Origin of the sequence: Novosphingobium sp. GV079, assembly GCF_003058045.1 — a bacterium.
Classification (GTDB): domain Bacteria; phylum Pseudomonadota; class Alphaproteobacteria; order Sphingomonadales; family Sphingomonadaceae; genus Novosphingobium; species Novosphingobium capsulatum.
Genome location: NZ_QBUE01000001.1, coordinates 283,940 through 309,920, shown reverse-complemented (window position 1 = coordinate 309,920; position 25,981 = coordinate 283,940). Strand labels below are relative to the sequence as shown.

The following is a 25,981-nucleotide window of genomic DNA, read 5'->3' as shown; positions in this document are numbered from 1 at the left end:
CACTCCCTTGCGATGTGTTATCGCCATGGGAGCTACCGCCCTGTCCCGCCGCCATCTTGGACGATCGCGCGAAAAGCATGGACAAAAACGACGAGGCAACGACCGCTGTTTTGTACGGCGGCAGGCCGGATCAATGCATGGCGCGATAGCGGCGCGGGGTTTCGCCAAAGCGTTCCTGGAACCGCCGGCTGAAATAGGAACTGTCGGAAAAGCCGCAGTCGAACGCGATCTGGGTAATGCTGCGCTGGGGTTCCAGCGTCAGCTTCTGCGCGGCCAATGCCAGGCGGCGTTCATTGATATAGCCGCCCAGCGTCACGCCCTGGCCAGCGGCAGCGGCCTGCAAGCGGCGCAGCGACACGCCCATTTCCGCAGCGATCGTGGCCGGGGACAAGGTGTGATCGGCCAGCCGCGCCGCCACGATCGCCCGCGCGCGTTCCAGCAGGCCGTGGCGGCTGGGCTGCACCCTCGCCCCGCCCGGACGCAGGCTGGCGAGCAGCAGTGAGCAAAATACGCCGTCATAGCCGTCATCGGGCAAGCCCTGCGGGCTAGCCTCGCACTCACGCCACAGCGACAGCAGGAAATCGTGCAGCAGACGGGTCGACGGCGCCTCGCGCGGGATGCAGGTTGCCACGGCATCATCCACCCAGCCCGGCATATCGGCCAGCACCGCGCGGTCGAATTCGGCCACGATCAGTTCGTGATCGTTGCGCAGATCAAAGCGATAGACCTCTTCGCTGGCGCACAGCACCATGTCGCCGGCGCGCACGTCCATCTCGCGGCGGCGATGCACCACGCGCCCCTGCCCCGAACGGAACACGTGCAGCTTGAGCCGCGGGCCGCCGGCATGCCCAGCTTCCATCAGGCGCCGTTCCACCGAAACCGGCGTGGCGCGCGGGCGCGTCATGGTGATCCCGCCCATCTGCCAACGCGATACGGTCGCTTCGAAATGCGGGCTCAGCGGCTGGGTGGACAGGCCGGAATAGGTGCGCGCCATCAGGCTGCGCCAATAGCTCAGCTTGTCTGCCCCGGGCAGGCTGCGCGTCGAAAAATGCTCGATCATCTGCCTCGATCCACCACCCTCTGCCGCCATGTCACATGGCGCGTGCGGACTCGGTCTGGCGCCAAGTCTCTCCTGGTGAATTAGTCAGCAATACATACAAATGCAATGACACGTCCGATCGGGCAGCGTGATCGCCCACGTATCAGGCGACCAGCACCGCGCGGATATCGTTGACGTTGGTGTGGCTGGGGCCGGTGATCAGCAGATCATCGATCGCGGCAAAGAAGCTGTAGCTGTCATGCCCGGCCAGGGCCTGGGCCGCGCTGGCGCCGGCCGCGCCCGCACGTGCCAGCGTATCAGGTGCGACGAAAGCGCCGGCGGCATCATCGCTGCCATCGATCCCGTCGCTGTCGGCCGCCAGTGCCCAGATCCCCGGCGCGCCATCCAGCGCGACACCCATGGCCAGGGTAAATTCGCAATTGCGCCCGCCCCGGCCATAGGCGCCACCTGCCAGCGTGACCGTGGTTTCCCCGCCCGAGAGGATCACGCCCGGTGCGCGCAGCGGATCGCCCCAGGTCTGTGCCGAGCGGGCAATGCCGGCCATCGCCCTGCCCAGTTCGCGCGCCTCCCCCTCCAGCGCGTCGCCCAGGATCAGCGGAGTGAGCCCGGCCTGACGCGCGCAGTCAGCCGCCGCGGTCAGCGCCTGGCGGGGCGAGGCGATGATGCGATGCTCGCCACGCGTGGGCGGCAGCGGTGGCGCGGCGCGCAAGGCGGCCAGCGCGGCTTCGGGCACGGGCAGGCGGTGGCGCGCAATTATCGCCAGGGCATCGGCGGCACGCGTTGCATCGGCCAGCGTCGGGCCCGAGGCGATCGCTGCCGGGTCATCGCCCGGCACATCGCTGATCAACAGGGTCAGCACGGGCGCCGGCGCGGCCAGCGCCGCCAGGCGACCGCCCTTCACCCGCGAGAGATGGCGGCGCACCGTGTTGATCTCGGCAATGCTTGCGCCCGATTCCAGCATGGCGCGGGTCAAGGCCTGCAAGGCATCGAGGTCCATGCCCGCGACTGGCCATTCCATGCAGGCCGAACCGCCGCCCGATATCAGCGCGATGACCAGGTCTTGCGGCGTAAGACCATGCAACGCCGCCACGATCTGCTGCGCGGCCACCAGGCTGGATTGATCGGGCACGGGGTGCCCCGCTTCCACCACGGCGATGCGCGCGGGAGGAGGCAGGCCGGCGGCATGGCCGTGGCGCGTGGCAACCACGCCCGAAACCGGCACCCGCGCGCCCCATTGTGCCAAGAGCGCGGCATCGAGCGCGCTGGCCATGGCCGCGGCGGCCTTGCCCGCGCCGATCACCACGCAGCGCCCGGCGGGCGGCGGTGGCACATGCCGGTGCATGATCGCGGCCGGCTGGCTGGCGGCGATGGCGGCATCGTGGATCAGGCGCAACAGACGGCGGGCGGCGGCATCGTCGATGGCAATCCGGTCTGACATTTTCCCTCCCGCGGGCGGCCCGTTGCATTGGCGCATATACGGCCAGGATATTCCTGCCTATCATGCGCTTGAGCGATCGCGAAGGAGACACCGCGTGGGGGCATGGGGCGCGCTGATCATGGGCTTTTTCGGCGCGGTCTTTGCCGCGCTGACGCTGGCCTGGCACTGGCATGTGACGGGCGCGGCGCTGGCCCTGCCCTTCGTGCCGTTCGTGGCGATTGCGCTGGCGGCATGGGTGGTCATCCGCCGGCCGGGCAAAGGGATCAAGCCTGCCCCTCACGTGGAAAGAGCCATCATGTGGAGCAGCATCGGCGAAGGCCTGGGCCTGTTCCTGGCGGGCAACATCGTGATGAACCTGCACCGCCCCGATCTCTTGCTGCCGGCGATGGCGCTGGTGGTGGGGCTGCATTTCCTGCCAATCGCCCAGGCTGCGCGCTTCCCCCCGTTCCATCTGCTGGGCGGCGCGCTGATCGTGGCAGCACTGGCCGGATTTGCCCTGGCCGCACCCCTGGGCGGCAGCCTTGCCGGCTTTTCCGCCGCAGCGGCGCTGTCGCTGGCCGCGGCCATGGCGGTCCGCCGCGATCATCGCGCCAAGGCGCTGGGCGTCCACTGACGAACACAGACATACCACGGGAGAGGACAACAGGATGATCGGGCGGACATGGGCGATGGCCCTGGCCATGACAGTGGCCACCACCATTTCAAGCGTCGCGCCAGCCGCGCGGGCGGCCCCGGCGGCGCCAGCGCCCACCCTGGAATATGCGTTCACTGCCAAGGTCACGCTGGCCCCGGCGGTGGAGCAGGGCGAGATCGGCGGCGGGCGCAGACGGTTCATCGCCATCACCGGCGGTAGCGTGGATGGGCCGCTGTTCCACGGCCGCGTCCTGCCCGGCGGCGGTGATTGGCAGACCATCCTGCCCGATGGATTGACCCAGGTGGATGCCCGCTATTTCCTGCAGGCGGCCGATGGCACGGTGGTGGATGTCAACAACCCCGGCGTGCGCGTGGCCAGCACCGCGGTGACCGAGCGCATTGCACGGGGCGAAGACGTGCCGAGCGACGCCTATTACTTCCGCACCACACCCCGCCTGGCCGCCCGGGCGGGCCCGTTCGCATGGATGAACCGCGCCGTGTTCGTGGCGCGGGGCATCCGCAAGCCCGACCATGTGGAGATCGATTTCTACGTGGTGCGCTAAGCGCGGCGCGATCAGCGCGGTGATGGCGCGGGCAGAAACACCTGGGGATCAAGCGCCGCAGTGGTGAACCGCGCCAGGGCAATCGCGCCGTGGAAGTGGTTCACCCCATTGCGGCGCATGCCCACGCTGCTGCTGCCCGGCCCCTGCGGCGCAAAGGCCACGCGCGCCTCGCCTTCCAGCACGCCGTTGACATAGCTGCGATAGGTGGTGCCGTCATAGGTCTGCGCAACATGGTACCAGCGCCCCAGCGGATGCAGCCGGGCCGGATCGACTAGGACCTGGCTATAGCCGGCGCCTTTGACAAAGGTGTCGAGATACCACGAGGCGCCCACCACGCGGATTTCGAACAGCATGCGGGTTTCGCCGGGCGGACGGCCGGGCGTGTCGTCGCTGGCGAGGTGCAGCCAGCGCTGCTCGAACGCGCCGCCATCGGGGCGGAACACGGCCTCTGCGGTAAAGCGGGTGGCGCCCGCCAGCGGGTGGCGCGGCAGGATCAGCGCATCGTTCTGCCCGTCGAACGCCACGGCCTTGCCCACCGGGCTGCGCTCCACGCGGGGATGGCCCAGCACCTGCGGCGCCAAGTGGCCGATGCGGGCCAGATTGTCGAACCGCCACACCACCTGGCGCGCCATGGCCAGGCCCGGCGCCAATGCCAGCGCGGCCAAGGCCAGCGCACCCAGCCGCCGCGCGATCACGCTCCACCGTCCAGCATGACCACATTGTTGCGCTGGGTCACTTCGGCTGCGCCCATATCCACGCGCACACGCAGGCCGGTGGCTGGCGCACCAGGCGGGATCGCCAACGTGACGCTGCCCGTGCGCGGCGCCAGATCGGCGGGCGGCGCCAGGGGCGGCACCGGCGCGCTGGCCAGCACGCGGCCATAGGCGGTTTCCAGGCGCACCTGCCCGGCCGGCGCGGCAACACTGCCCAGGCTGTGCACGCGCACCGTCAGCTTGCGGCCCTGCCGCACCACGTCATCGGCCCCGATACCGAGGTCAGGGCGGTGTTCGGGCTGGATGGCGGCACGCCGCGCCAGACGGAAGGTCATCACCGTGGTCTGCCCCGGAGCCAGACGCACGGAAATGGAACCGCCGCGTTCCATTTCTACCTCATGGGTGGATACCGGCCCGCTCACCGCGTCGGCATCGCCCGCCGCGATGCCTTGCGTCATGGTCCAGGTGCCGGCCACCACGTTCCAGGTGCCCATATCGGCCAGCTGTTCGCGCGCGGTGGTGTTGTGGGCCAGCACGGTAAAGCCTTCGGGCGTGGCATCGCGCACCAGGATCGCCACCTGCACCGCTGCCTCGGGATCGGCAAAACGCCAGCTCACGGCATTGCCCGGCCAGGTCTGGTTGCGCTTGAGCGCAATGCCGCCCAGCCGCTCGCGCTGGAGCAGTTCGTTGGGCGCCTCCACCCGATCGGTCCACCAATGGCCCTGGGTATACATATACATGTGCTGCGCCTTGTCGGCGATGCCGGCGGCGTTGAGCGCTTCGAGCCAGGCGCGGTTTCCGGTGGTGTTCCATGCCTCGAACCGGGCGATATCGTTGCCGGCCTGCGCGGCTTTCAGCGTCGCCTCTTGCCATTCGCGGCGCTTGCCCAGCACGGTCAGCGCGTTTTCGTTGAGTTCTCCCAACGCCGAGAAATTGCCGGGCGCCAGCCGGCCCAGCACCGGGCGCAGGTATTTGTCATCGCCGGTAAAGCGCCAGGCCGCCCAGGCCGATTGCATCGGCAGGCTGGCCCCGCCACCATCGCCGGCCCGCTCCGCATCGCTGTTCCAGCTGATATCGTTGGGAAAACGCCACAGCCCATCGGCCCCCTGCTTGCCATGGGCGAGCAGGCCATCGATCAACCCGGTCACCAGATGGCGCGCGGTGGGATCGGCGTTGTACAGCCCCAGCAGCACCGGCGTGTGCATGATGACAAAGCCATAGGGCTTTTGCCAGGCCCAGGGCTCGTCGCGATAGATGTGCCGCCCGCCGTACCAGCTTGACGAGATGTGCATGTGCCCGGCCGGATTGGTGCGGATCAGGCCCCCCAGCGCCTTGACGGTGGCCATCATCCGCTCGACCGCCTTGGGCTCTCCCCAGTTGAGGTAGAGCCGCTCGGCATCGGAATTGATGCCTTCTTCATAGACGTGCAGTTCGTCGCTGGTGATATAGCTCAAGCCGTTGACGATCATGCCGTTCTTGTAAACCGCATCCGACAGCGCACGCAGCGAGGCGTTGATCTTGTCGGGATCGACCCCCATCAGCGCCAGCCCCGGCCATTGCTGGGTCAGGTCGGTATCGTCGGAAATGCCGCCGCCGAAATCGCCATAGGGCACCTGGCGGTTGTCAATCCACCAATTGACGAACTGCCGCGCCAGCTTGAGGTCTTCAAGCTGGCGGAACGCCCAGAGCGGCATGGCGGCCGGCGGCGTGGGCTGGACGAAGGGGGGCAACGGGTTGGCCGAATAGCCGATATCGGCCCAATAGCGCCGCGCCTCCAGGTTATCGGGATCGACCCGCAGCAGATCGCTGATATCGCCATAAAGCCGGCGATAGAGCGCTGCCCGCTTTGAGGCGGTATGCTCTTCCACCAGGAAGGCCCAGTTGTCTTTCACCTGGTTGAAGCGATCGGCCACGTGTTCCTTGATCGCCGCGGCGCGATCCTTGAACACCAGCCGCACGCCCATGCCATCGAGCGTATCGGCACCGAAATCGGGCGCGGCCGAAGCAACGGTGAGATAAAGGCTGTCACCAGTGAGGATGCGATCGCGCAGATCGAGCCACAGTGTGTGCGCCTCTCCCGGCTTTACCGACACCTGCACGTCGATCATGTCGCGCTCGGGCCAGATCGGGTCTTTGACGCGGATATCCAGCGGGATCAGCCCCTGCGCGTTGGGTGTGGCATGCAGCGCCGGCAGATCGAGCGCCACGCCATCCAGGCCATCGTGGCTGTTTTCCCAGCCATAGTTCCAGGCGCGGGCCAGCGGGCGCCCGGCCGGCGCGTCGCCAAAGTTCGACGGGATCAGCACGTGCACCAGCGGCAGATGCGCGCCCGCCTCGCGCCGCGCCGCCGGGCCGCCAGCCGCACTGCCCGCGCCCACTGCCGCGCGCACGCCCTCGCTCGGCAAGGCAACCACCGTTGCCCGCTCTGCCAAGGGATAGCGACCGGCGATGAAGGCATTGAGTGGCGCCAGCGCGCCCAGATCGGTGGCGGCCTGGCTGCGCACGGTATAGCGCAGCTGGAACGTGCCATCCGGCACTGCGCCGGGCTTGATGTCATAGGCCCAGATTTCCTGGATCGGCTGTTCCTGCATCACATTGGTAAAGCGCAGCACGCCGCCCTGGCGCGGCGCCAGGTCGGTGACCGAGCGCACCACGCCCTGTGGCCGGGCCGCCAGTTTCTGCCAGTTGCCCTGGCCATCGGCCGACCATTCCAGCGCGCCATAGGCCGCGCCGCGGATTTCCACGCGGTTGAAGGCCGCATCGGCCGGCACTGTCAGGCGATAGGCCTTGCCCCCTTCGACATAGACGTTCCAATCGGGCAGTTCGAAATAATCGTCACGGCCGGGCAGGCGCGAACGGTTGTAAACGCCCGGCCAGGTGGTTTCGGCAATGCCGTCCACCCCTTTCCACATCCACTCCTTGAGATCCTTGGCATCGGCAAATTCCACCTTGCGCACGGTGGTGACCGGCGCGGCCAACGGTGGTGGAGTCTGGCTGTCCCACCCGAAGCGGTGCAGCCAGGCGGTGCGCGGCGCGGAAGCCGCCGGAGAGGGGGCAGATGGCGGCGCATCGCCATGCGCGGCCAATGCGGCCACGCCGGCGCCATCGAGCATGTGGTCATAGACGCGGATATCGTCGAGATCAGACCCGCGCATGAAGTTGTAGCGGCTTTGCACCTGGTGCGGGGCGATCACCCGGCCCGCCAGGCCGAACTGATCGAGCCCCATGTCGAGATCGGCAGCCTGCGCCTTGGCCGCCACTTCGCGCCCGTCCCAGAACAGCTTGATGCCGCGCGCCTCGTCCCAGGCAAAGGCGATGTGGTGCCAGGCATCGGGCGCCGGGGTTTGCGGGATCGTCCAGCTGATCCGCACGCGCGAAAGATTGGCGTCGGTGACAAAGGCGTCGAACCCATGGCCGTTCCAATCGATGCGCAGGAACGCCATGTCCCAGCTGGAATGATCGGCAGCGCCGGCGCGGAAAATCACGAACGGCGCTTCGCCCACCGGGGTGTGGCTACGCCAGAAGAACGCCAGCGTGCCGCGCTGGGCATAGATATTGCCCGGCGCATTCCACGCGACATAGCCGCCATCGGCCCAGCGCCCCGCCCCGCCCTGCGCGCCATCGGGCACGATCGCCACGTCGCTCTGGAAATTGGGCACGGCATCGCCGCCAGCCTGGGCAGCGGTGAAATCGCGATCGAGCGGGGCGTGGAACAGCAGGCCATCGGCCGGTGCCGCACGCGCGGCAGTGGTGTTCGCCAGGCAAGCCAAGGCCAGCAACGAGGCACCACGCAAGAGCGGATGGGACACGGCAATTCTCCCGATAATTTCAACATTATCTTGTTACGTCACCCCGGACTTGATCCGGGGTGACGAAGGTGACGGGTTACTAACTTTGTTCATGATTCCAGCACACGAAACCGGAAATCGCGAAAGCGCGCCTCGCCCTTGCCGGCTGCATAGAGGCCGGGGCGCAGCATCAGGAAGCCGCCACGCACGTTGTGGTGATAGCCCGAAACCTCCATCCCCCGGTCAAAGCGCTGCCAGGTCTGGCCATCATCGCCGCTGGTGTGCAGCGAGACGATATGCCGATCGTTGCGCAAGCGCATGCGCAGGCGGCGACCATGCGGATTGGCGGGGCGGCCGCGCTCCATGCCATATTGGTGAGTGACGAACGCCTTGGCGTCAAAACCCAGCCCGCAATAGAGCGCCTGATCATAAAACAGCAGCAGGCCGGCGGTGGTTTCGGGATCGATCTCGATCGTGCAGGCAAATTCATAGGCCTGGTCACCGGCGATGAGCAGCAGCGGCGAGGAATCCGCCGGCGCCGTGCCCCGCGCGGCGAGGTGCAGGCAATGATCAGCGACGCGCACCCGGCCCGCTTCATCCGGCGCGGGTTTGAAGAAGTTCCACCGCTTGCCCAGAGCCAGCGTGGCGAAATCGTCTGACAGCGGCAGCCCGTGCGGGCCCGCCGGGCGCCCGCCGCGCGGGCTGGGCAAGGGTGTGGAGAGATCGCCGCCCTTCATGCGGAACCAGCCATCGGCGGTCCATTCCACCGGATCGAGCAGGGTCTGGCGGCCCAGCGTCCAGTAATCGCGTTCAAACCCGTGATAGACCGACCACCAATCGCCACCCGGCCCCGGAAACAGCGTGGCATGGCCGCGTGACCACCACGCCTCTTCCCGGCTGCGCGTGCGCACGATCGGGTTGTGCGGGCAGTTTTCCCAAGGCCCGTGGATGGAGCGGGAGCGCGCGGCGATGACCATGTGCCCGGTCGGCGGGCCGGCCGTGCCGCCTACCGCCGTGATCAGGTAGAACCAGCCGCCATGGGAAACGATCTTGGGCCCCTCGGGCGAAAAGCCTTCGACTGGCCAGCGCTCTGCCGAGGCATCGGAATAGCGCCAGGGATCATAGACATGCTGCACAGCGCCGATCGTCGACAGGCCATCGGCGGCCAGCGCCACGCGGTCTCCGCCCGACAGGAACAGCCAGCGCGAACCGTCTTCGCCCACGGCATGGCCAGGATCGATATGGTCGGGCAGGCCCAGATTGATCGGCGCGCTCCATGGCCCGGCGATCTGATCAGCCCAGATCACGTAGGTGGCGTTGGGCCGCGCCTTGGCAGCGAAATAGATGAAATAGCGCCCGGCATGGCGGCACAAGTCTGGCGCCCACACCGCGCCGACGTTCTGCGTCAGCGCGGCGGTGACAGGCTGCCAGTTGAGCAGGTCGCGCGAGTGCCAGATGACCAGGCCCGGATAGGAATCAAAGGTGGAAAAGGTCATGTAGTAATCATCGCCATCCTTCAGGATCGAAGGATCGGGATGATCGCCGGCCATGATCGGATTGCGATAGGTACCATTGCCCTGGTCGGCCACGCGCTGGCCATCGAACCCACGCGGGCGCGCGGCAGGCGCGGCCGTGGCGGGAAGGCTAGCCAGCCCGGCGAGCCCCGCCGCACCCACCAGCGCGCCGCGTCGATCGACGCCGCCACTCATGCTTCGATCCGCACCGGCGCCAGGCGCGGGCTGAGCGCGTGGACCACGGCCAGCGCCACCAGATAGGCGCTGGCGCAGATCGCGAACAGCACTTCATAGCTGTGCGTGGCATCGAGAATGTAGCCGGCAAAAAGCGCCATGCCCATGCCGCCGAATGCGCCCACGGTGCCACCGATGCCCACGACAGACCCCACCGCGCCGCGCGGAAACACGTCTGACGGCAGGGTGTAGAGATTGGCGGAAAAGGCCTGGTGCGCGGCCGTGGCCAGGCCGATGATCAAGACCGCCCACCACATGCTGTCCACCCCTTGCACGAACCAGATCGGCAGGACGCAGACCGCGCAGATCAGCATGGTCAGCTTGCGCGCCACATTGGGCGTGCGCCCGGCCTTGATCAGGCGCGAAGACAGCCAGCCACCGGCGATGCTGCCCAGATCGGAAATCAGGTAGATCGCCGCAAGCGGCAGGCCAAAGCTCTTGAGATCGAGGTTATAGCGCGTGAACAGATAGCCCGGCAGCCAGAACAGGAAGAACCACCAGATCGGGTCGATCAGGAACTTGCCCAGCGCATAGGCCCAGGTTTCCCGCACGGTCAGCAACCGCGCCCAACCGATCGGCTGCACCGGATCGGCCGGATCCTGGCGGATCCACGCGAGTTCGGCGGCACCAACGCGGGCGTGCTGCTGCGGGTGGCGATAGAGCAGCCACCACGCCGCCATCCAGGCGATGCCGAACAGGCCGGTGACGAAAAACGCCATGCGCCAATCGAACCACAGCACCAGCAACGGCACCAGCAGCGGCGTGATGATCGCGCCGACATTGGCGCCGGCGTTGAACACGCCGATGGCAAAGGCGCGCTCGCGCTGGGGAAACCAATCGGTGACGGCGCGGATGCCAGCGGGGAAATTGCCGGATTCGCCAATGCCCAGGCCGAACCGGGCCAGGGCAAAGGATACCAGCCCCGTGGCAAAGCCATGGGCGATATGGCTGATCGTCCAGATGACGATGGCGATGGTATAGCCCAGCCGCGCGCCCAGCGCATCGACCACTTTGCCGAACGAGAGATAGCCGATCGCATAGGCGACCTGGAACCAGAACACGATCGCGGCAAAATCGGTTTCGGACCAATGGAAATCGGCCGCCAGCGTGGGCTTGAGCACGCCGATCATCTGCCGGTCGATATAGTTGATCGCCGTGGCGGCAAACAGCAGCGCCACCACCACCCAGCGAACGCGACCCACCTTGGCCCCGACCTGGATATGCCCGGCCTGGTGTAGCCCAGTCTGCGCTTCCATTGCTTCAACTCCCGATAACGGCGGGCTTTTTGCCCTGCCGGTCTTGCCGCAGCGATCAGGCCCCTCGAAAGGGCTCAGGCCGCCACGATGGTGCAGGCCACGTCGCCATGGCCAACAAAGCTGGCGCGCACCTGCTGCCCCGGCACGACCGGATGCACGCCAGTGACCGCGCCAGTGGAAATCCACAGCCCCCCTGTCGCCGCAATGCCACGGGACGCCAGGTTGCCCAGCAGGAACCGCACCGCCCCCAGCGGGCCATCGAGCATGGTGGCGGTGGTCGCCGCGCCAACGCCGACGCCATCGATCGCCAGGCCCACGGGGATAGAGGCAAAATCAATATCTTGCCACCCAACCAGCGGCGCACCCACGACCAGCCCATAGTTGTTGCCATAGTCTGACACGGTGACCGGCGGGCCATCATCGTTGATGCCGGGATAGGGGGAGGACGCAACCTCGATCCCGATGTGCACGCGATCGAGCAGGGCGCGGGTGGCGGCGTCATCGTCCGGCACCGTGCCGTTCCAGCCCGCCGCCACATGCAGCAGGAATTCCGCCTCGGCCGCGGCAAAACCCTCGGCAAAGACCGGCATGGCGGGCACCTGCCCAGCGCCGGGCGTGACCACGCTATCGGCAAAGATCGGCCCGGCCAGGCGATTGCTCGCCAGCCGCGCATCGTCGGGCGGGTTGATCCGGCCCACTTTCCACCCCGCCACCGTGCGGCCATCGATGGCCAGCGCTGCGTCCTGGATGGCATAGGCCGTGGCCAGATCGGCCGGCATCTGCCCCGGATAGGTGGCCAGCGCGCGCTTTTCACGCCTGGCGGCCACGAATGCTGCGGCTACGGCGCCCGCCTGTGCCGGATCAGCCTGTGCCGCATCTGCCTGTTTCGTCAAACCCATCCCCAACCCATCCCGGGCGGATCGGGCCTTTCACGCGGCTGGAAACCGGTGTCAAAACCCGATACAACGCAATTGAACATGATCCGCCGCGCCCCGTTTATGGCGGGGCAGCATCAGCCTTGCGGCAAGGTAACCGGTGTCATCTTGCCTTTTGTCCCAGCCGAAGGCAAGTCTGAAAAATCGGCGCAGAGCGAGAGACAAGAAGGACACCGGATGGCCAAAGCGCAGAAACCCACGATCAACGATGTGGCGCGCCTGTCAGGGGTGTCGAAAAAGACCGTCAGCCGGGTGATCAACAAGTCTCCGCTGCTCAACCAGGCCACCCGCGAAAAGGTGGAAGCGGTGATCGCGCAGCTCGATTACGTGCCCAATCCCCAGGCGCGGGCACTGGCGCTGCGGCGCAATTTCCTGATCGGCCTGATCCATGACAACCCCAACGCGCAGATGGTGCTGGGGGTGCAGGAAGGCATTCTCGATACGATTCGCAGCACCGAATTTGCGCTGGTGGTGCGCCCGGTCGATCGCCATTCGCCCACCCTGCTCGATGATATTCACCGCTTTATCGAGCAGCAGCGCCTCTATGGCGTGATGCTGCTGCCGCCGCTTTCGGAAAATGACGAGCTGGCCCGGCTGTGCCGCGATCTGGGCTGCACCGTGGTGCGCATGGGCTCGGCCCGGCTGGACGACGAGGCCCACTTGGTGGCGTCCAACGACCAGGAAGCGGTGAGCGAGGCAGTGGCCTGGCTCGCCGAATTGGGCCACACGCGAATCGGCTTCATCGCCGGGCCCGATGGCTTCCGCTCTGCTCGCGAGCGCGAACTGGGCTTCATCGCCGGCATGGGCCGCGCCGGCCTGACGATCGACCCCGCCCTGCTGGCGCGCGGCAACTATCAGTTCGAATCGGGTCATGCCGCCGGGCAGCACCTGCTCGGCACCGCCACCCCGCCCACCGCGATCTTTGCCAGCAACGATGAAATGGCCGCCGGCGTCCTGCATGCGGCCTGCGAACGCGGCCTGCGCGTGCCGCACGACCTGTCGATCATCGGTTTCGACGATACCGCCATTGCCGCGCACATCTGGCCCCCGCTCACCACCGTACGCTGGCCGATCCGGGCCATGGCGCGCACCGCCGCGCTCAAGCTGACACGCCCCGAAACCGCCGCGCGCGACGCGGCTTTCTTCCCGTCCGAACTGGTGCGCCGCGCCTCGGCCGTGCGCGCGCCGAGCTGATCATGCGATCGCGGCGCGGGGCGCAAAAGACGTTTGGCACCCTATTGACACCGGTTACCTAAAGCCGATACCACACCTCTCGGCAGCGAAAGGGAGAGTGCGCCATGTATGCCAAGACCTATCACGCGACGCATCCGGACATGATGGATGGTGTTTCCAACGACGCGCTGCGCGATCGCTATCTGGTTTCGGGCATGTTCGTGGCCGGAGAGATCAATCTCAACTATTCGCACAACGAACGCTTCGTGATCGGCGGCGCCGTGCCGGGCGCGCAGCCCTTGCATCTGCCGCGCCAGACCGAGCCCAAGAGCGCGGCCGGGCACACGCTGCTGGAACGGCGCGAGATGGGTGTGGTCAACATCGGCGGCCCAGGGTTCGTCACGGTGGACGGGCAGCGCTTTGCCATGGCCAACAAGGAATGCCTCTATGTGCCCATGGGCAGCGAAGAGGTGGTGTTCGAAGGCGAAGGCGCGCGGTTCTACCTGGCCTCCACCCCGGCGCACAAGGCCTTGCCGATCAAGCATATCCCGCTGGACAAGGCCAATCCTCTGGCGCGTGGTGACCTGGCCAATTCCAACCAGCGGACGATCTACCAGCTGGTGATCCCCGGCGTGTGTGACAGCGCGCAGCTGCTGCTCGGCCTGACCGTGCTGGAAGAAGGCAGCGTGTGGAACACCATGCCGCCGCACCTGCATGACCGCCGCAGCGAGATCTATCTCTACTTCGACCTGGCCGAGGAAAACGACCGCATCTTCCATTACATGGGCGAGCCTGACAGCATGCGCCACATCGTCATCGCCAACGAAGAGGCGGTGATCAGCCCGCCCTGGTCGATCCATATGGGCGCGGGCACCAAGAAGTATGCGTTCATCTGGGCAATGGGCGGGGAAAACCTCGACTATACCGATATGAACGCGCTCGATATCTGCCAGCTGAAGTAAGCCGCGATGGCGATTTCCTTCAGCCTTGCGGGCAAGACCGCGCTCGTTACCGGGGCCAACACCGGTATCGGCCAGGCGATCGCCGTGGGCTTGGCCCAGGCCGGGGCCGACGTGGCCCTGGCCGGCCGCTCTCACCCCGCCGAAACGCTGGACCTGATCGCCCAGGCCGGGTGCAAGGCGGTGAACATCACCGCTGATCTGGCCAGCACCGCGCCGGTGACGCGCGTGGTGGACGAGGCCGTGGCGGCACTGGGGCGCATCGATATCCTGGTCAACAATGCCGGGATCATCCGCCGCGACGATCTGCTGCAGTTCAGCGAGGCAGACTGGGACGCGGTGATCGATACCAACCTCAAGACGCTGTTCTTCCTGAGCCAGGCCGCGGCGCGCGGCATGGTGGCGCAGGGCAGCGGCAAGATCATCAACATCGCCTCGCTGCTGACTTTCCAGGGCGGCATCCGCGTGCCGAGCTATGCCGCGGCCAAATCCGGCGTGGGCGGCGTGACCAAGGCCATGGCCAACGAACTGGCGCCGCACGGCGTACAGGTCAACGCCATCGCGCCCGGCTATATCGCCACCAACAATACCGCCGCCTTGCAGGCGGACGAGACGCGCAACCGCCAGATTCTGGAGCGGATTCCAGCCGGGCGCTGGGGCGATCCCAGCGATATTGCCGGGGCTGCGGTGTTCCTCGCTTCGCCTGCATCCAACTATGTCACGGGCCACGTGCTGGCCGTCGATGGCGGGTGGCTGGCACGGTGACCGGGCGTTCGGGCCATATCGTCTGCTTTGGCGAGGTCTTGCTGCGCCTGGCAACACCTGGCCACCGCCTGATGACGCAGGCCGAAAGCCTGGACCTGGTGGTGGGCGGGGCAGAGGCCAATGTCGCCGCCGGCCTTGCCGCGCTGGGCCATCATGCTGCGCTGCTGACCCGCCTGCCTGCCAGCCCGCTGGGCGACAAGGCGCGCGCGGCGCTGGGCGCGGCGGGGGTCGACACCCGCCATGTCGGGCGGGGCACGGGGCGCATGGGCCTCTATTTCCTAGAAAGTGGCGCAGGGCTGCGCCCGGCGACGATCACCTATGATCGCGCCGGCAGCGTGTTTGCCCAGTCCGCGCCCGGCGATTTCGATTTTGCCCGCGCGCTCGATGGTGCCGCCTTGCTGCACCTGTCGGGCATCACGCCCGCGCTGGGGCCAGGCGGCGTGGCGCTGGCGCAGGCGGCGGTGGCCGCGGCCGATGCGGCGGGCGTGCCAATCTGTTTTGACGGCAATTACCGCGCCATGTTGTGGGACGCGTGGGACAGTGACCCGCGCGCGATCCTGACCGATCTGATGCAATCGGCCAGCATCATGATCGGCAACCACCGCGATATCGCGCTGTTGCTGGCCCAGCCCTTTTCCGGCGACGGGGCGGAGCGGCGGCGCGAGGCAGCCCAGGCCGCCTTTTCCGCGTTCCCGCGCCTGGCGCTGATCGCATCGACCGCGCGGCACATCGCCGGCCCCGATCACCACCGCATTGCCGCGCGGGTGGACGCGCGCGACGGCGCGCACCAGACCGCCGAGGTGGATGTGACCGGCATTGTCGACCGGATCGGCACGGGCGACGCCTTTGCCGCCGGCGTGCTGCACCAGTGGCTCCAGGGCGGAAACGTGGCGGCGATGGCCCAAGCAGGCCTGGCCTATACCGCGCTCAAGCATAGCCAGCCCGGTGACATGTGCACAATCGGCCGTGCCGAACTCGAAGCGTTTTCCGCCAGTGGTGGCGATGTCAGGCGCTGAACGCGCCAAAGCTTAGTAACGACAAAACAAGCGGGAGTGGCAGGATGGACCGGATGACCCGGCGCGGCCTTATGCAGGGCGCGGGCGCCATGGCGATGATCACCACACCGCTGGGCGCACAGGGCCTGGCGCGGGCGCCCGCCCCGGCCCAGCCCCGCGTGGGGCGCTATCGCGGTCTGCGCGAGGGCGGCGTCATGGCGTTCAAGGGCATCCGCTATGGCCGGGCGGCGCGCTTTGCCCGCGCCGTGCCCGAACCGTTTAGCGGGCCAGAGCAAGACGCCACGCAATTTGGCCCGCTCTGCCCGCAGCGCGGCATGGCCGAGGCGCCGCAAAGCGAGGATTGTCTGTTCCTCAACGTGTGGACGCCCGATGCCCATGCCGCCGCGCGGCGGGCGGTGATGGTCTATTTCCACGGCGGTGCCTATGCCAATGGCTCGGTCACCGATCCGCTGACGCATGGTTCGCACCTGGCCGCTGGTGGCGATGTGGTGGTGGTGAGCGTCAACCATCGCCTGGGGCCGCTCGGCTATGCCTGGCTGCGCCCGCTGGACGCGCAGGCGGCCGATAGCGGCAACCTGGGGCAGTTGGACCTGATCCTGGCGCTGCAATGGGTGCGCGATCACATTGCCGCGTTTGGCGGCGATCCCGAGCGGGTGATGGTCTTTGGCCAATCGGGCGGGGGTGCCAAGATCGCCACGCTGATGGCGATGCCGGCCGCGCGCGGCCTGTTCCATGCCGCCGCGACCATGAGTGGACAGCAGGTGCAGGCCAGTGGCCCGGGCCATGCGCTGGCCCGCACGCGCGCATGGATGGCGCGCCTGGGATTGGGCGACGATGGGGTTGCGGCGCTGCGCGCCATGCCGATTGCGCGCCTGATCGACGCGCTCGACACCCCCGACCCGATCATGGGCGGCAGCCTCTATTTCGGGCCGGTGCTGGATATGACCAACCTGCCGCGCCATCCGTTCTGGCCCGATGCGGCGCCGCAATCGCTGGATATTCCGATGATCCTGGGCAACGTGCGCGATGAAACGCGCGCGTTTCTCGATCCACGTGGGCCAAAGCTTGCCGGCCTGAGCTGGGACAACCTGCCGCAACGCATCGCGGCCGAGGTCAAGATCGATCTCGACCCGCAATGGGTGGTGGCGCAATACCGCGCCAACGCCCCGGAGTGGAGCGCAGAGCAGATCTATTACGCGGCAACCACCGCCGGGCGATCGTGGCCCGGCCAGGTGATCGAGGCCGACGCGCGCGCCGCCGCCAGCGCGCAGGCCACCTGGGTCTACCAGCTTGACCGCCCCTCTCCGCGCGATCCGCTGCGCGGCGCGGCGCATACCGATGATATCCCTTATGTGTTCGGCACGCTGGATGCGCCGGGCAGCTATTCCGGCACCGACGCGCAGGCCCGTGCGCTGAGCGCGATGATGATGGCGGCCTTTTCCGGGCTGGCACGCAGCAGCCGGCCGGGCCTGGCAGATTGGGCGCCCTATCGCCTGCCGGCGCGCGCGACGATGGTGTTCGACGCGGCCCCGCACATGGCCGACGATCCGCGCGGCTGGCAACGCCGGCTATGGGCCACCGCGCCCTATGTGCAGCCGGGATCATAACCGGCGAATCAGCATCATGCTGCAGGCCCACGCGCGCAGCATGACGCGGCAAAATGCGCCGTGAGGCGGGCGGAATTTCAGTTTAGACTATTGAATTACCGTATTATTTTTTGATCGATAGCCAAGCAACCGGGTTCTTGACAGGGGAAAGATCGTGCTGCAAAACATATCGTAATGACACCGGTTACCTTTCGCGGCACATAAGGCCGGGAAGATAGCAAAAGACAACAAGCCCGCCCGATGGCGCGGGCGATCCGCCGTGTGCGGATGGGAGTAGTGTTGCCGGATCGATGCAAGCCATTGCGTGCATTGTTGACACCGGTATCATCCAGCCTCACGGGCTGAGAGGGGATGTGACGATGCGCAAGAATATTTCCCGAGTTTCCACGCTCAAGATCGCCCTGTTCACCGGCAGCGCGCTGGCCCTGCCGCATGGCGCGATGGCCCAGGCCGCCCCGCAGGATACCGCCACACCGGCCACCGACGCGGCTGCTGCGGCCCCGGGCACCGGCGATGACCAGACCCCGGCCATCATCGTGACCGGCTTCCGCCAGTCGCTTCAGGCCGCGCTCAACGTCAAGCGCAACTCGGTTTCGGCAGTCGATGCCGTGGTGGCCGAAGACATTGCCAAGTTCCCCGACCAGAACATTGCCGAATCCCTGCAGCGCATTCCCGGCATCTCGATCCAGAAGGACGGCGGCGAAGGCCGCGCGATCACCGTGCGCGGCTTGGGCGCCCAGTTCACCCGCGTGCGCGTCAACGGCCTGGAAACGATCACGACCTCGTCCGACGGCGCCTCGGCCAACCGTGATCGCTCGTTCGATTTCAACGTCTTCGCCTCGGAACTGTTCAGCAGCCTGGTGGTCCACAAGACCGCCGAGGCGAGCCTGGACGAAGGCTCGCTGGGCGCAGTGGTCGATCTCAACACCGGCAATCCGCTGGCCGGCAAGACCGGGCTGACCGCCGTGCTCAACGTGCAGGGTTCGTATAACGACCTGTCGAAGAATGTCGGGCCGCGCGTTGCCGGGCTGCTGTCGTGGAAGAACGATGCCGGCACGCTGGGCGTCAATCTCTCGGCCGCCTATTCGCACACCGATACGCTGGAAACCGGCAACAATACGGTGCGCTGGTCGCAGGCCTATTTCAATTCGGTGGGCGGCACGCCGTGCTTCTATTCGGTCGCCGGCGCCACTGGCGGCAATGCGGTGAACAGCGGCGGGTTCTATCGCCCCTCGGCCGCGTGCGATGCCGCTGCGCTCTCGTTCCACCCGCGCATTCCACGCTATGGCGTGGTCGAACACGATCGCCGCCGCCTGGGCCTGACCGGCTCGATCCAGTTCGAACCCAGCACCCACACCAAGATCTCGATCGACGCGCTCTATTCCTCGTTCAAGGAAGACCGCAAGGAAAAGTGGCTGGAAGTACTGGCCCGCTCCAACGAGCGCAGCTTCAACGTGGTCAATCCGGCGTACGACAGCAATGGCAACATGGTCAGCGGCACGTTCAACAATGCCTACATCCGCACCGAAAGCTATCTGCGCCAATCTAATACCAAGTTCTACCAGGTGGGCGCCACCTGGGACCAGGACGTGTCGGACAGCCTGCGCTTCACCCTGCTGGGCGGCATTTCGCAGTCTGACGCGGATATCCCGGTGGAAAGCACGATCGCCTACGACAGCAAGGGCGCCAACGGCTTCGCGTTCGATTACAGCAACATGAAAGCGCCGGTGCTGAGCTATGGCATCGACGTGACCAACCCGGCCAATTTCCAGCTGGCCGAAATCCGCGATCGCCCGTCCTATGTCACCAACAAGTTCAAGACAGTGCAACTGCGCACCGAATGGGATGTGACCAAGGGCTTTACCGTCAAGCTGGGCGGCGTGTGGCGCCGCTACAACTTCCAGACCCAGCTGTGGACGCGCGACACGGTGGCCTGTTCGGGTAACGGCAAGCCCGACCTGATCCTGGGCACCACCACCTGCTCGTCCAGCGTCTATGGCCTGCCTGTCACGTCGAGCATTTCCGATCTCGTCAGCCTGGGCGATGCCGGGCAACCGGGTGGGACCACCTCGCAGTTCCTGGCGGCCAACATCGGCTCGGCCGCTGCCTATACCAATCTCTATGGCCGCACCCAGGTGGAAGATCTCGGCTCCAACCGCCAGGTGCAGGAAACCACGTCGGGCGGCTATCTGCAGTTTGACGTGAAGGGTGATCTGTTCGGGCTGGAATATGCCGGCAACGCGGGCATCCGCTATGCCCACACCGATCAGCGTTCCACCGGCTATACCGCAGGCGTCGCCGCCACGGTGGGCCGCACCTACAACGACTGGCTGCCCTCGTTCAACATCGCGTTCTATCCGCACCGCGACGTGATCCTGCGCGGCGCCATTGCCAAGGTCATCACCCGGCCTTCGCTGGGCAATCTCAATCCCGGCGGCTCGGTCGACGGGTTCAACTATCGCGTTACCTTCGGCAACCCGTTCCTCAACCCCTATCGCGCCACCAATTTCGACGTGTCGGCCGAATGGTATTTCGCGCCGCAGGCGCTGCTGTCGGTGGCCGGCTTCATCAAGCAGATCCAGAGCTTCCCGGTCTCGGGCACTTATACCGCCACGCTGCCGCAGCTCGGGCTCGATCGCTCGGTGCTCACGCCCAGCTCGCCCGCCTACATCAACTATGACCCGACGCAGGAATATATCGTGTCCTCGCAGGTCAACGGCGCGGGGGCCACGCTCAAGGGCATCGAAGTGGCCTTGCAGCTGCCCTTCACGTTCCTGCCCAGCTTCCTCAGCCACACCGGGTTCCAGGGCAATGCCACGCTGATCAAGAGCGACGCTGATTACACCATCACTGGCCCGGCGGTGAGCGCCTGCACGCGCAATGCGTCCGGTGCCTGCACGCTGGCGGGGGTTTCGGCGATCTATAACCAGACCCTGCTCAACGTCTCGAAGCGGGCCTGGAACGCCACGCTCTATTATGACGATGGCAAGTTCAGCATTCGCGGCTCGGTCAGCTATCGCGGGCCGTTCGTCGATGGCACCAGCGCCACGGGCAACGTGTTCGAGGGCTATGGCGCCTATACCAGCGTGGATGCCGCCGTGCGCTACAAGATCCGGCCGTGGCTGGAACTGTCGATCGATGGCAACAACCTTACCGACGCCTATCGCTATCGCTTCACCGACGAGACGGCGCAGCGCAATTACGAGAACAACCACTTTGGCCGCACCATCCTGTTTGGCGCCCGCGCCAAGCTGTAAGGCCAGGGCCTGAACCACGCCTCCCCCCGCCCACGTCATCCCGGACTTTGATCCGGGGTGGCGTGGGCATCCCACTTCTGAAACTGAGGAAACTCTGCCCATGACTCTTGATCGTCGCGCTCTGGTGGCCCGGACGCTGGCGATCGGGGCTTGGGCAGCGGCCCGGCCGGCGCTGGGGCAAACCCCGCCACCGGCCGGGCCGCGTGGCACGGCGCCCGGATTGCCGCAGCCGGTCGAAACGATCGACCTGTGGCCGGGCGGCGCGCCTGGCCTGCCCAGCGGCACAGGGGCCCATGCGCTGGTCGAAACGGTCAACGAACGCTCCACCGACAGCCTGGTCAACGACCGTGCGGTGCTTGGCGTGACCCGCCCGCGCCTGGCGGTGTTCCGCCCCGATCGCCCCAATGGCGCGGCCGTGATGATCACGCCAGGCGGCGGCTATCGCTGGGTGGTGGTCGACAAGGAAGGCTATGAAATCGGCCGCTGGCTGGCCGCGCGCGGGTTCACCGCGTTCGTCCTGTTCTATCGCCTGCCGGGTGATGGCTGGGCATCGGGCGCCGATACCCCGCTGACCGATGCGCAGCGGGCGATGCGCCTGATCCGCCACCGCGCGCGCGATTACGCCCTCGATCCCGAACGCGTGGCGGCGATGGGCTTTTCCGCCGGCGGCCATGTCTGCGCCGACCTGGCCGTGCGCTTTGCCGTGCCGGTCTATACCCCGCGCGATGCCGCAGACGCATTGTCGGCCCGGCCGCACAGCGCCGCGCCGATCTATCCGGTGGTCAGCATGGACCCGGCCATTGCCCATCCCGGATCGCGGCAGCAGCTGCTGGGCGATCATCCCACGCCCGCGGCGCAAGCCGCACATTCGCCCGATCGCTGCGTTCCGGCCGATGCCCCGCCGCATTTCCTCTGCCATGCCGAGGACGATGACGTGGTGCCGGTGGAAAATACCGTGCGCCTGCGCGCCGCGCTCAAGGCGCGGGGCATCCCGCTGGAAATGCATCTCTTTGCCAATGGCGGGCATGGCTTTGGCCTGCGCCGCGCGATCGGCAAGCCGGTGTCGGCCTGGCCCGATCTGTGGCGGGCCTGGGCGGCCACGGTGGGGCTGGCGTGAGCGCGCCATATCTGCGCATAGAACAGGGGCATGACCGACCGCCCTGCCCCCTTTCCAGAAAGCGCGCCCGCCGCTGACCATCCGCGCCACGGCGAACCGACGATCGAGGACGTGGCCGCCGCCGCCGGCGTTTCGATCCGCACCGTGTCGCGCGTGCTCAACAAGTCTCCCAAGGTCAACGCGCAGACGCGCGAGCGGATCGAGGCGGCGATTGCCGCGCTGCAGTTCCGCCCCAGCCTGCGCGCCCGCGCCCTGGCGATGGGCCGCTCGTTCCTGATCGGGTTGATCCACAACGATCGCAACGCGCTGGTGCTCGATTCCATCCAGCGCGGCATCGTCTCGGTCAGTTCGGCACACGGCTACGAACTGATCGTCCATTCCACCCCGCGCGAGGGTGAAGCGGCAATTGCTGACACGCTGGCCTTTGCCGGGCGATCACGCGTGGACGGGTTGATCGTGCTGCCGCCGATCTCGGGCGTGGCCGGCCTGGCGCAGGCGCTGGACGCGGCCAAGGTGCCGGCCGTGGCAGTTTCGGCCGTGCCGCTCGATGGGTTTGCCGGGGTAGTATTGAGCGACGAGCGCGGCGCTGGCGCGCAAGTGGCGCGCCATCTGCTGGGCCTGGGCCATCGCCGCCTGGGCCTGGTCAACGGGCCGGAAGACATGGCCTCTGCCCGCGAGCGCCGCGCCGGTTTCCTGGCGGAAATCGCCACGGTGCCCGATGTGCGGGTGGCCGAAGCGGCGGGCGACTATGGCTTTGCCGCCGGCATCGCGGCGGCAGAGGCCCTGCTGGCCGCACCCGACGCGCCCACCGCGATCTTTGCCGCGAACGACATCATGGCCGCCGGCGTGCTCAAGGTGGCGGCGCGCCGCGGCATTGCCGTGCCGGGGCAGCTTTCCGTAGTGGGCTTTGACGGCAGCATGCTGGCGCAGATGGTAAGCCCGGCGCTCACCTCGGTCACGCGGCCGTTCGGCGCGATGGCTGCGGCGGCCACCGGCGACCTGATCGCGCGGATCGAGGGCGGCAGCCCGCCGCCCCCGTTTCATCCCGAACTCATCCTTACCCCGGCCGAGAGCAGCGGGCCGGTGCCAGGCTAAACAGGTTCCAGCTGGCCGGCGGCCAGCGCGGCATGCGCCTTGGCCACCGCATCGAAAAGCCGCGCATCCTGACCCAGCGGGCCGAACACCGCTGGCATGGCCAGCACGGCCCGCCAATCGCTGGCCCGCGCCAGCAGGTCTGCCGCCAAGGGATCGGTGATCGCGGTGCCGCTGCGCGCGGCGTGTTCCAGAAAGCGCAGCCAGGCCGCGATCGGCACGGCCAGCCGGGTGATCGGCCGGCCTGCTTCCAGCGCCTCGCGCACTGTGCCAAGCAGGCGGTAGGGCAGCTTTTGCGAGCCATCCCAGGCGATCTGCGAGAGCAGGTGGCGGATCGCCGGATTGGCAAAGCGCGCCAGCACATCGGCAATATAGGCCGACAGGTCCAACCCCGGCGGCGCCTTGACCGAGGGCGCGATATCCTCGCGCATCAGGCGTTCGACAAACCTGGCAAGGGCCACGTCCTGCATCGCCTGGGCGACGGTTTCATGGCCCAATCCCAGCCCGACATAGGCGAGCGTGGAATGCGCGCCATTGAGCAGGCGCAGCTTGGCCATCTCGAACGGGCGCACATCGGCGGCGAACGTCACCCCGGCCAGATGGAGTGCCGGGCGCTCCCCGGCAAAGCGATCCTCGATCACCCACTGGGTAAAGCCTTCGCGTTGGATCGGCCAGGCATCCTCCAGACCGGTCGCGGCGGCCACTTGCGCGCGCAAGGCATCGTCAGTGGCCGGCGTGATCGAATCCACCATGGCATTGGGAAAGCGCACCTGATCGGCCATCCACGCTGCGGTCTGCGGGTCCACGGCTTGGGCCAGGGCCAGGGTGGCGGCCTCCAGCTTGCGGCCATTGTCGGTCAGGTTGTCGCACGACAGCACGGTCACGCCAGGCAGCCCGGCACGGCGCCGGGCTCCCAGGCCGTGGACCAGCCAGCCGATGAAGCTTTGCGGCACCCAGCTGTCGTTCCCGGCCCCGGTGAGGTCGGCAGCGATCGCGGGATGGGTGGTATCGAGCGCCCCATCGGCGCCCAGGCAATAGCCCTTTTCGGTCACCGTCGCGCTGATGATCCGGGTATCGGCATGGGCCATGGCGCCAAGGATTGCCTGCGGCGCCTTGCCGGTCAGCACCTGCCCCACGCTGCCGATCACGCGATAGCGCGTCTGCCTATCCAGCAAGGCCAGCGTATAGAGCCCGCCCTGCGGCCCCAGTGCCTGGGCCACGCCTTGCGAATGCAGGCTGACGCAGGTGATGCCCCAGCGCGGATCGTGCGCCAGCAGCGTGTCGAACGCGGCGGCCTGGTGCGCGCGGTGAAACGCGCCAGGGCCGAAATGGACCACGCCAGCGCGCATGGCGCCGCGATCATAGGTGGGGCGGGCCACATCGGCTGGCAACAGCGCCAGCGTTTCGGGCGAAAGCCGCGTCATGCCGGCACCGGCAGGCCATAGGCGCGGCGCACCAGGCCCGTGGTCAGTTCCACGATCAGATCAGCCGCTTCCCAATCGGCCAGGCGGTGTTCGGCCACCAGCCGCGCCAGGAAGCCGCAATCGATCCGCCTTGCCACATCGTGCCGCGCCGGGATCGACAGGAACGCGCGGGTATCGTCGTTAAAGCCAACGGTGTTGTAGAACCCGGCGGTTTCGGTGGTCATCTCGCGGAAGCGGCGCATCCCTTCGGGGCTGTCGTGGAACCACCAGGCCGGCCCCAGCTTGAGGCAGGGATAATGCCCGGCCAGCGGCGCCAGTTCGCGGGTATAGGTCGTCTCGTCCAGCGTGAAGAGGATGATCTTGAGCGCCGGCTCGTTGCCGAACAGGTCGAGCATCGGGCGCAGCGCCTCGACATATTCGGTGGCGCGGGGAATGTCGGCGCCCTTGTCGCGGCCGTGGCTGGCGAACAGCTGCGCATTGTGGTTGCGCGTGGCGCCGGGATGGATCTGCATCGTCATCCCGTCGTCCAGGCTCATCCGCGCCATCTCGGTCAGCATCTGGGCACGGAACAGTTCGGCCTCGGCTGCGTCTGCCTTGCCGCCAATCACCTTGGCAAACAGTGCCTCGCATTCCGCGCGCGAAAGGTTGGCCGTGCGCGGGGTGAGGAAGCCATGGTCGGTGGCCGTGGCGCCCATGGCGCGGAAATCGGCGCGGCGGCGGCGGTGCGCGGCCAGGTAGCCGGCCCACGTCGTCACGTCTTCGCCGCTCAGCGCCGCAAAGCGCACCATGTCGCGGGCAAAGGCATCGTGTTCGGGGTCGATCACCGAGTCCGGGCGATAGGTCGTCACGACATTGCCCCGCCAGCCCGAGGCGCGGATCGCCTGGTGGTGGGCGAGATCATCGGCCGCGCCTTCGGTGGTGGCGAGCAGTTCGATATTGAACCGCTCGAACAGCGCACGCGGGCGGAACGCCGGGCTGGCCAGCGCCGCACCGATCGCGTCGTAATAATGATCGGCACTCGTTTCATCGAGCGTCTGGTCGATGCCGAATACCTCGGCAAAAACGTGGTTCAGCCACATTGCCGAAGGGGTGCCGCGAAACAGGTGCCAATGCGCGGCAAAGGTGCGCCAGGCCTCGCGCGGATCGGTGGCGGGCAGCACCCCGCCCTGGCGCGGCACGCCGAGCGCATCGAGCGGCACACCTTGCGAATAGAGCATGCGGAACAGGTAATGGTCGGGCGCCAGCAGCAGCTGCGTGGCATTGTCCCACGGTGCGTCAGTGGCAAACCATTCCGGGTCGGTATGGCCGTGCGGGCTGATGATCGGCGCCTGCGCGACCGTGGCATAGAGCGCGCGGGCAATCGCGCGGGTGTCCGGATCGGCGGGAAACAGGCGATCGGGGTGAAGAACCAATCTGGGCATCGACAACAGGCCTCTT

At 67.2% G+C, this 25,981-nt stretch carries 19 protein-coding genes; 10 read left to right on the top strand and 9 right to left on the bottom strand.

Annotated elements, in window-relative coordinates:
• Window positions 1–130: 130 nt before the first annotated feature.
• Both C8K14_RS01230 and C8K14_RS01225 read right to left on the bottom strand, forming a co-directional pair.
• Window positions 131–1,060 (bottom strand): helix-turn-helix domain-containing protein, encoded by a 930-nt coding sequence (locus C8K14_RS01230; protein ID WP_158271844.1) that lies wholly within the window; start codon window positions 1,058–1,060, stop codon window positions 131–133.
• Between the two features lie 142 nt (window positions 1,061–1,202).
• Complete coding sequence (locus tag C8K14_RS01225) at window positions 1,203–2,498, bottom strand: glycerate kinase (protein ID WP_166643323.1); 1,296 nt, start codon at window positions 2,496–2,498, stop codon at window positions 1,203–1,205.
• A 94-nt stretch (window positions 2,499–2,592) separates the two neighbouring features.
• Here C8K14_RS01225 and C8K14_RS01220 point away from each other — a divergent pair, with 94 nt between their 5' ends.
• Together C8K14_RS01220 and C8K14_RS01215 are read left to right on the top strand one after the other, a co-directional pair.
• Entirely contained in the window at window positions 2,593–3,111 is a 519-nt protein-coding gene (locus tag C8K14_RS01220; protein WP_107715362.1) for a hypothetical protein, read from the top strand.
• A 34-nt stretch (window positions 3,112–3,145) separates the two neighbouring features.
• Window positions 3,146–3,694, top strand: a complete 549-nt coding sequence (locus C8K14_RS01215) for a DUF3237 domain-containing protein (RefSeq protein WP_233250838.1) — start codon at window positions 3,146–3,148, stop codon at window positions 3,692–3,694.
• A gap of 11 nt (window positions 3,695–3,705) precedes the next feature.
• On the opposite strand, the gene C8K14_RS01210 is transcribed toward C8K14_RS01215, so the two are convergent.
• From C8K14_RS01210 to C8K14_RS01190, 5 genes are all read right to left on the bottom strand, one after another.
• The gene (locus tag C8K14_RS01210) at window positions 3,706–4,389 is read right to left on the bottom strand and encodes a LamG domain-containing protein (RefSeq protein ID WP_233250837.1); all 684 of its coding nucleotides are present in this window, start codon (window positions 4,387–4,389) and stop codon (window positions 3,706–3,708) included.
• Complete coding sequence (locus tag C8K14_RS01205) at window positions 4,386–8,216, bottom strand: LamG domain-containing protein (RefSeq protein WP_233250836.1); 3,831 nt, start codon at window positions 8,214–8,216, stop codon at window positions 4,386–4,388. The genes C8K14_RS01210 and C8K14_RS01205 overlap by 4 nt, the downstream gene beginning before the upstream one ends.
• Before the next feature lie 89 nt (window positions 8,217–8,305).
• The gene (locus C8K14_RS01200; protein ID WP_107715359.1) at window positions 8,306–9,904 is read right to left on the bottom strand and encodes a family 43 glycosylhydrolase; all 1,599 of its coding nucleotides are present in this window, start codon (window positions 9,902–9,904) and stop codon (window positions 8,306–8,308) included.
• Window positions 9,901–11,199: an MFS transporter gene (locus C8K14_RS01195; protein ID WP_107715358.1), complete on the bottom strand. Its 1,299-nt coding sequence runs from the start codon at window positions 11,197–11,199 to the stop codon at window positions 9,901–9,903. Before C8K14_RS01195 ends, C8K14_RS01200 begins: the two co-directional genes overlap by 4 nt.
• 74 nt (window positions 11,200–11,273) lie before the next feature.
• Window positions 11,274–12,098, bottom strand: coding sequence for a 2-keto-4-pentenoate hydratase (locus C8K14_RS01190; protein ID WP_107715357.1), 825 nt, complete (start codon window positions 12,096–12,098; stop codon window positions 11,274–11,276).
• Between the two features lie 213 nt (window positions 12,099–12,311).
• Here C8K14_RS01190 and C8K14_RS01185 point away from each other — a divergent pair, with 213 nt between their 5' ends.
• The 8 genes from C8K14_RS01185 to C8K14_RS01150 all read left to right on the top strand — a co-directional run bounded on the left by C8K14_RS01185 (window position 12,312) and on the right by C8K14_RS01150 (window position 23,123).
• Entirely contained in the window at window positions 12,312–13,328 is a 1,017-nt protein-coding gene (locus C8K14_RS01185; RefSeq protein ID WP_022677926.1) for a LacI family DNA-binding transcriptional regulator, read from the top strand.
• A 104-nt stretch (window positions 13,329–13,432) separates the two neighbouring features.
• The gene (kduI, locus tag C8K14_RS01180; protein WP_062784042.1) at window positions 13,433–14,269 is read left to right on the top strand and encodes a 5-dehydro-4-deoxy-D-glucuronate isomerase; all 837 of its coding nucleotides are present in this window, start codon (window positions 13,433–13,435) and stop codon (window positions 14,267–14,269) included.
• Window positions 14,270–14,275: 6 nt separating this feature from the next.
• Window positions 14,276–15,031, top strand: coding sequence for a 2-dehydro-3-deoxy-D-gluconate 5-dehydrogenase KduD (gene kduD / locus C8K14_RS01175; protein ID WP_062784047.1), 756 nt, complete (start codon window positions 14,276–14,278; stop codon window positions 15,029–15,031).
• Window positions 15,032–15,102: 71 nt separating this feature from the next.
• Complete coding sequence (locus C8K14_RS01170) at window positions 15,103–16,047, top strand: sugar kinase (RefSeq protein WP_062784300.1); 945 nt, start codon at window positions 15,103–15,105, stop codon at window positions 16,045–16,047.
• Window positions 16,048–16,091: 44 nt separating this feature from the next.
• Window positions 16,092–17,654 carry a carboxylesterase/lipase family protein gene (locus C8K14_RS01165; RefSeq protein ID WP_062784049.1) on the top strand — a complete coding sequence of 521 codons (1,563 nt, stop codon included), beginning with the start codon at window positions 16,092–16,094 and terminating at the stop codon, window positions 17,652–17,654.
• 359 nt (window positions 17,655–18,013) lie between these two features.
• Entirely contained in the window at window positions 18,014–20,911 is a 2,898-nt protein-coding gene (locus C8K14_RS01160) for a TonB-dependent receptor (protein WP_062784051.1), read from the top strand.
• Window positions 20,912–21,011: 100 nt separating this feature from the next.
• Complete coding sequence (locus C8K14_RS01155; protein WP_107715356.1) at window positions 21,012–22,028, top strand: alpha/beta hydrolase; 1,017 nt, start codon at window positions 21,012–21,014, stop codon at window positions 22,026–22,028.
• A 30-nt stretch (window positions 22,029–22,058) separates the two neighbouring features.
• Entirely contained in the window at window positions 22,059–23,123 is a 1,065-nt protein-coding gene (locus C8K14_RS01150; RefSeq protein WP_107715355.1) for a LacI family DNA-binding transcriptional regulator, read from the top strand.
• On the opposite strand, the gene C8K14_RS01145 is transcribed toward C8K14_RS01150, so the two are convergent.
• The gene (locus tag C8K14_RS01145; protein WP_107715354.1) at window positions 23,120–24,544 is read right to left on the bottom strand and encodes a mannitol dehydrogenase family protein; all 1,425 of its coding nucleotides are present in this window, start codon (window positions 24,542–24,544) and stop codon (window positions 23,120–23,122) included. The two genes, C8K14_RS01150 and C8K14_RS01145, sit on opposite strands and share 4 nt — an antisense overlap.
• The gene (gene uxaC, locus C8K14_RS01140; RefSeq protein WP_107715479.1) at window positions 24,541–25,965 is read right to left on the bottom strand and encodes a glucuronate isomerase; all 1,425 of its coding nucleotides are present in this window, start codon (window positions 25,963–25,965) and stop codon (window positions 24,541–24,543) included. Before uxaC ends, C8K14_RS01145 begins: the two co-directional genes overlap by 4 nt.
• Window positions 25,966–25,981 lie beyond the last annotated feature (16 nt).

What these genes read in the sequence shown, in the direction of transcription:
- C8K14_RS01185 (WP_022677926.1), top strand. Translation starts at nt 12,312, where the DNA reads ATGGCCAAAGCGCAGAAACCCACGATCAACGATGTGGCGCGCCTGTCA.
- C8K14_RS01145 (WP_107715354.1), bottom strand. Translation starts at nt 24,544, where the DNA reads ATGACGCGGCTTTCGCCCGAAACGCTGGCGCTGTTGCCAGCCGATGTG.
- C8K14_RS01165 (WP_062784049.1), top strand. Translation starts at nt 16,092, where the DNA reads ATGGACCGGATGACCCGGCGCGGCCTTATGCAGGGCGCGGGCGCCATG.
- C8K14_RS01150 (WP_107715355.1), top strand. Translation starts at nt 22,059, where the DNA reads ATGACCGACCGCCCTGCCCCCTTTCCAGAAAGCGCGCCCGCCGCTGAC.
- C8K14_RS01160 (WP_062784051.1), top strand. Translation starts at nt 18,014, where the DNA reads ATGCGCAAGAATATTTCCCGAGTTTCCACGCTCAAGATCGCCCTGTTC.
- C8K14_RS01195 (WP_107715358.1), bottom strand. Translation starts at nt 11,199, where the DNA reads ATGGAAGCGCAGACTGGGCTACACCAGGCCGGGCATATCCAGGTCGGG.
- C8K14_RS01155 (WP_107715356.1), top strand. Translation starts at nt 21,012, where the DNA reads ATGACTCTTGATCGTCGCGCTCTGGTGGCCCGGACGCTGGCGATCGGG.
- kduD (WP_062784047.1), top strand. Translation starts at nt 14,276, where the DNA reads ATGGCGATTTCCTTCAGCCTTGCGGGCAAGACCGCGCTCGTTACCGGG.
- uxaC (WP_107715479.1), bottom strand. Translation starts at nt 25,965, where the DNA reads ATGCCCAGATTGGTTCTTCACCCCGATCGCCTGTTTCCCGCCGATCCG.
- kduI (WP_062784042.1), top strand. Translation starts at nt 13,433, where the DNA reads ATGTATGCCAAGACCTATCACGCGACGCATCCGGACATGATGGATGGT.
- C8K14_RS01215 (WP_233250838.1), top strand. Translation starts at nt 3,146, where the DNA reads ATGATCGGGCGGACATGGGCGATGGCCCTGGCCATGACAGTGGCCACC.
- C8K14_RS01170 (WP_062784300.1), top strand. Translation starts at nt 15,103, where the DNA reads ATGACGCAGGCCGAAAGCCTGGACCTGGTGGTGGGCGGGGCAGAGGCC.
- C8K14_RS01230 (WP_158271844.1), bottom strand. Translation starts at nt 1,060, where the DNA reads ATGATCGAGCATTTTTCGACGCGCAGCCTGCCCGGGGCAGACAAGCTG.
- C8K14_RS01200 (WP_107715359.1), bottom strand. Translation starts at nt 9,904, where the DNA reads ATGAGTGGCGGCGTCGATCGACGCGGCGCGCTGGTGGGTGCGGCGGGG.
- C8K14_RS01190 (WP_107715357.1), bottom strand. Translation starts at nt 12,098, where the DNA reads ATGGGTTTGACGAAACAGGCAGATGCGGCACAGGCTGATCCGGCACAG.
- C8K14_RS01225 (WP_166643323.1), bottom strand. Translation starts at nt 2,498, where the DNA reads ATGTCAGACCGGATTGCCATCGACGATGCCGCCGCCCGCCGTCTGTTG.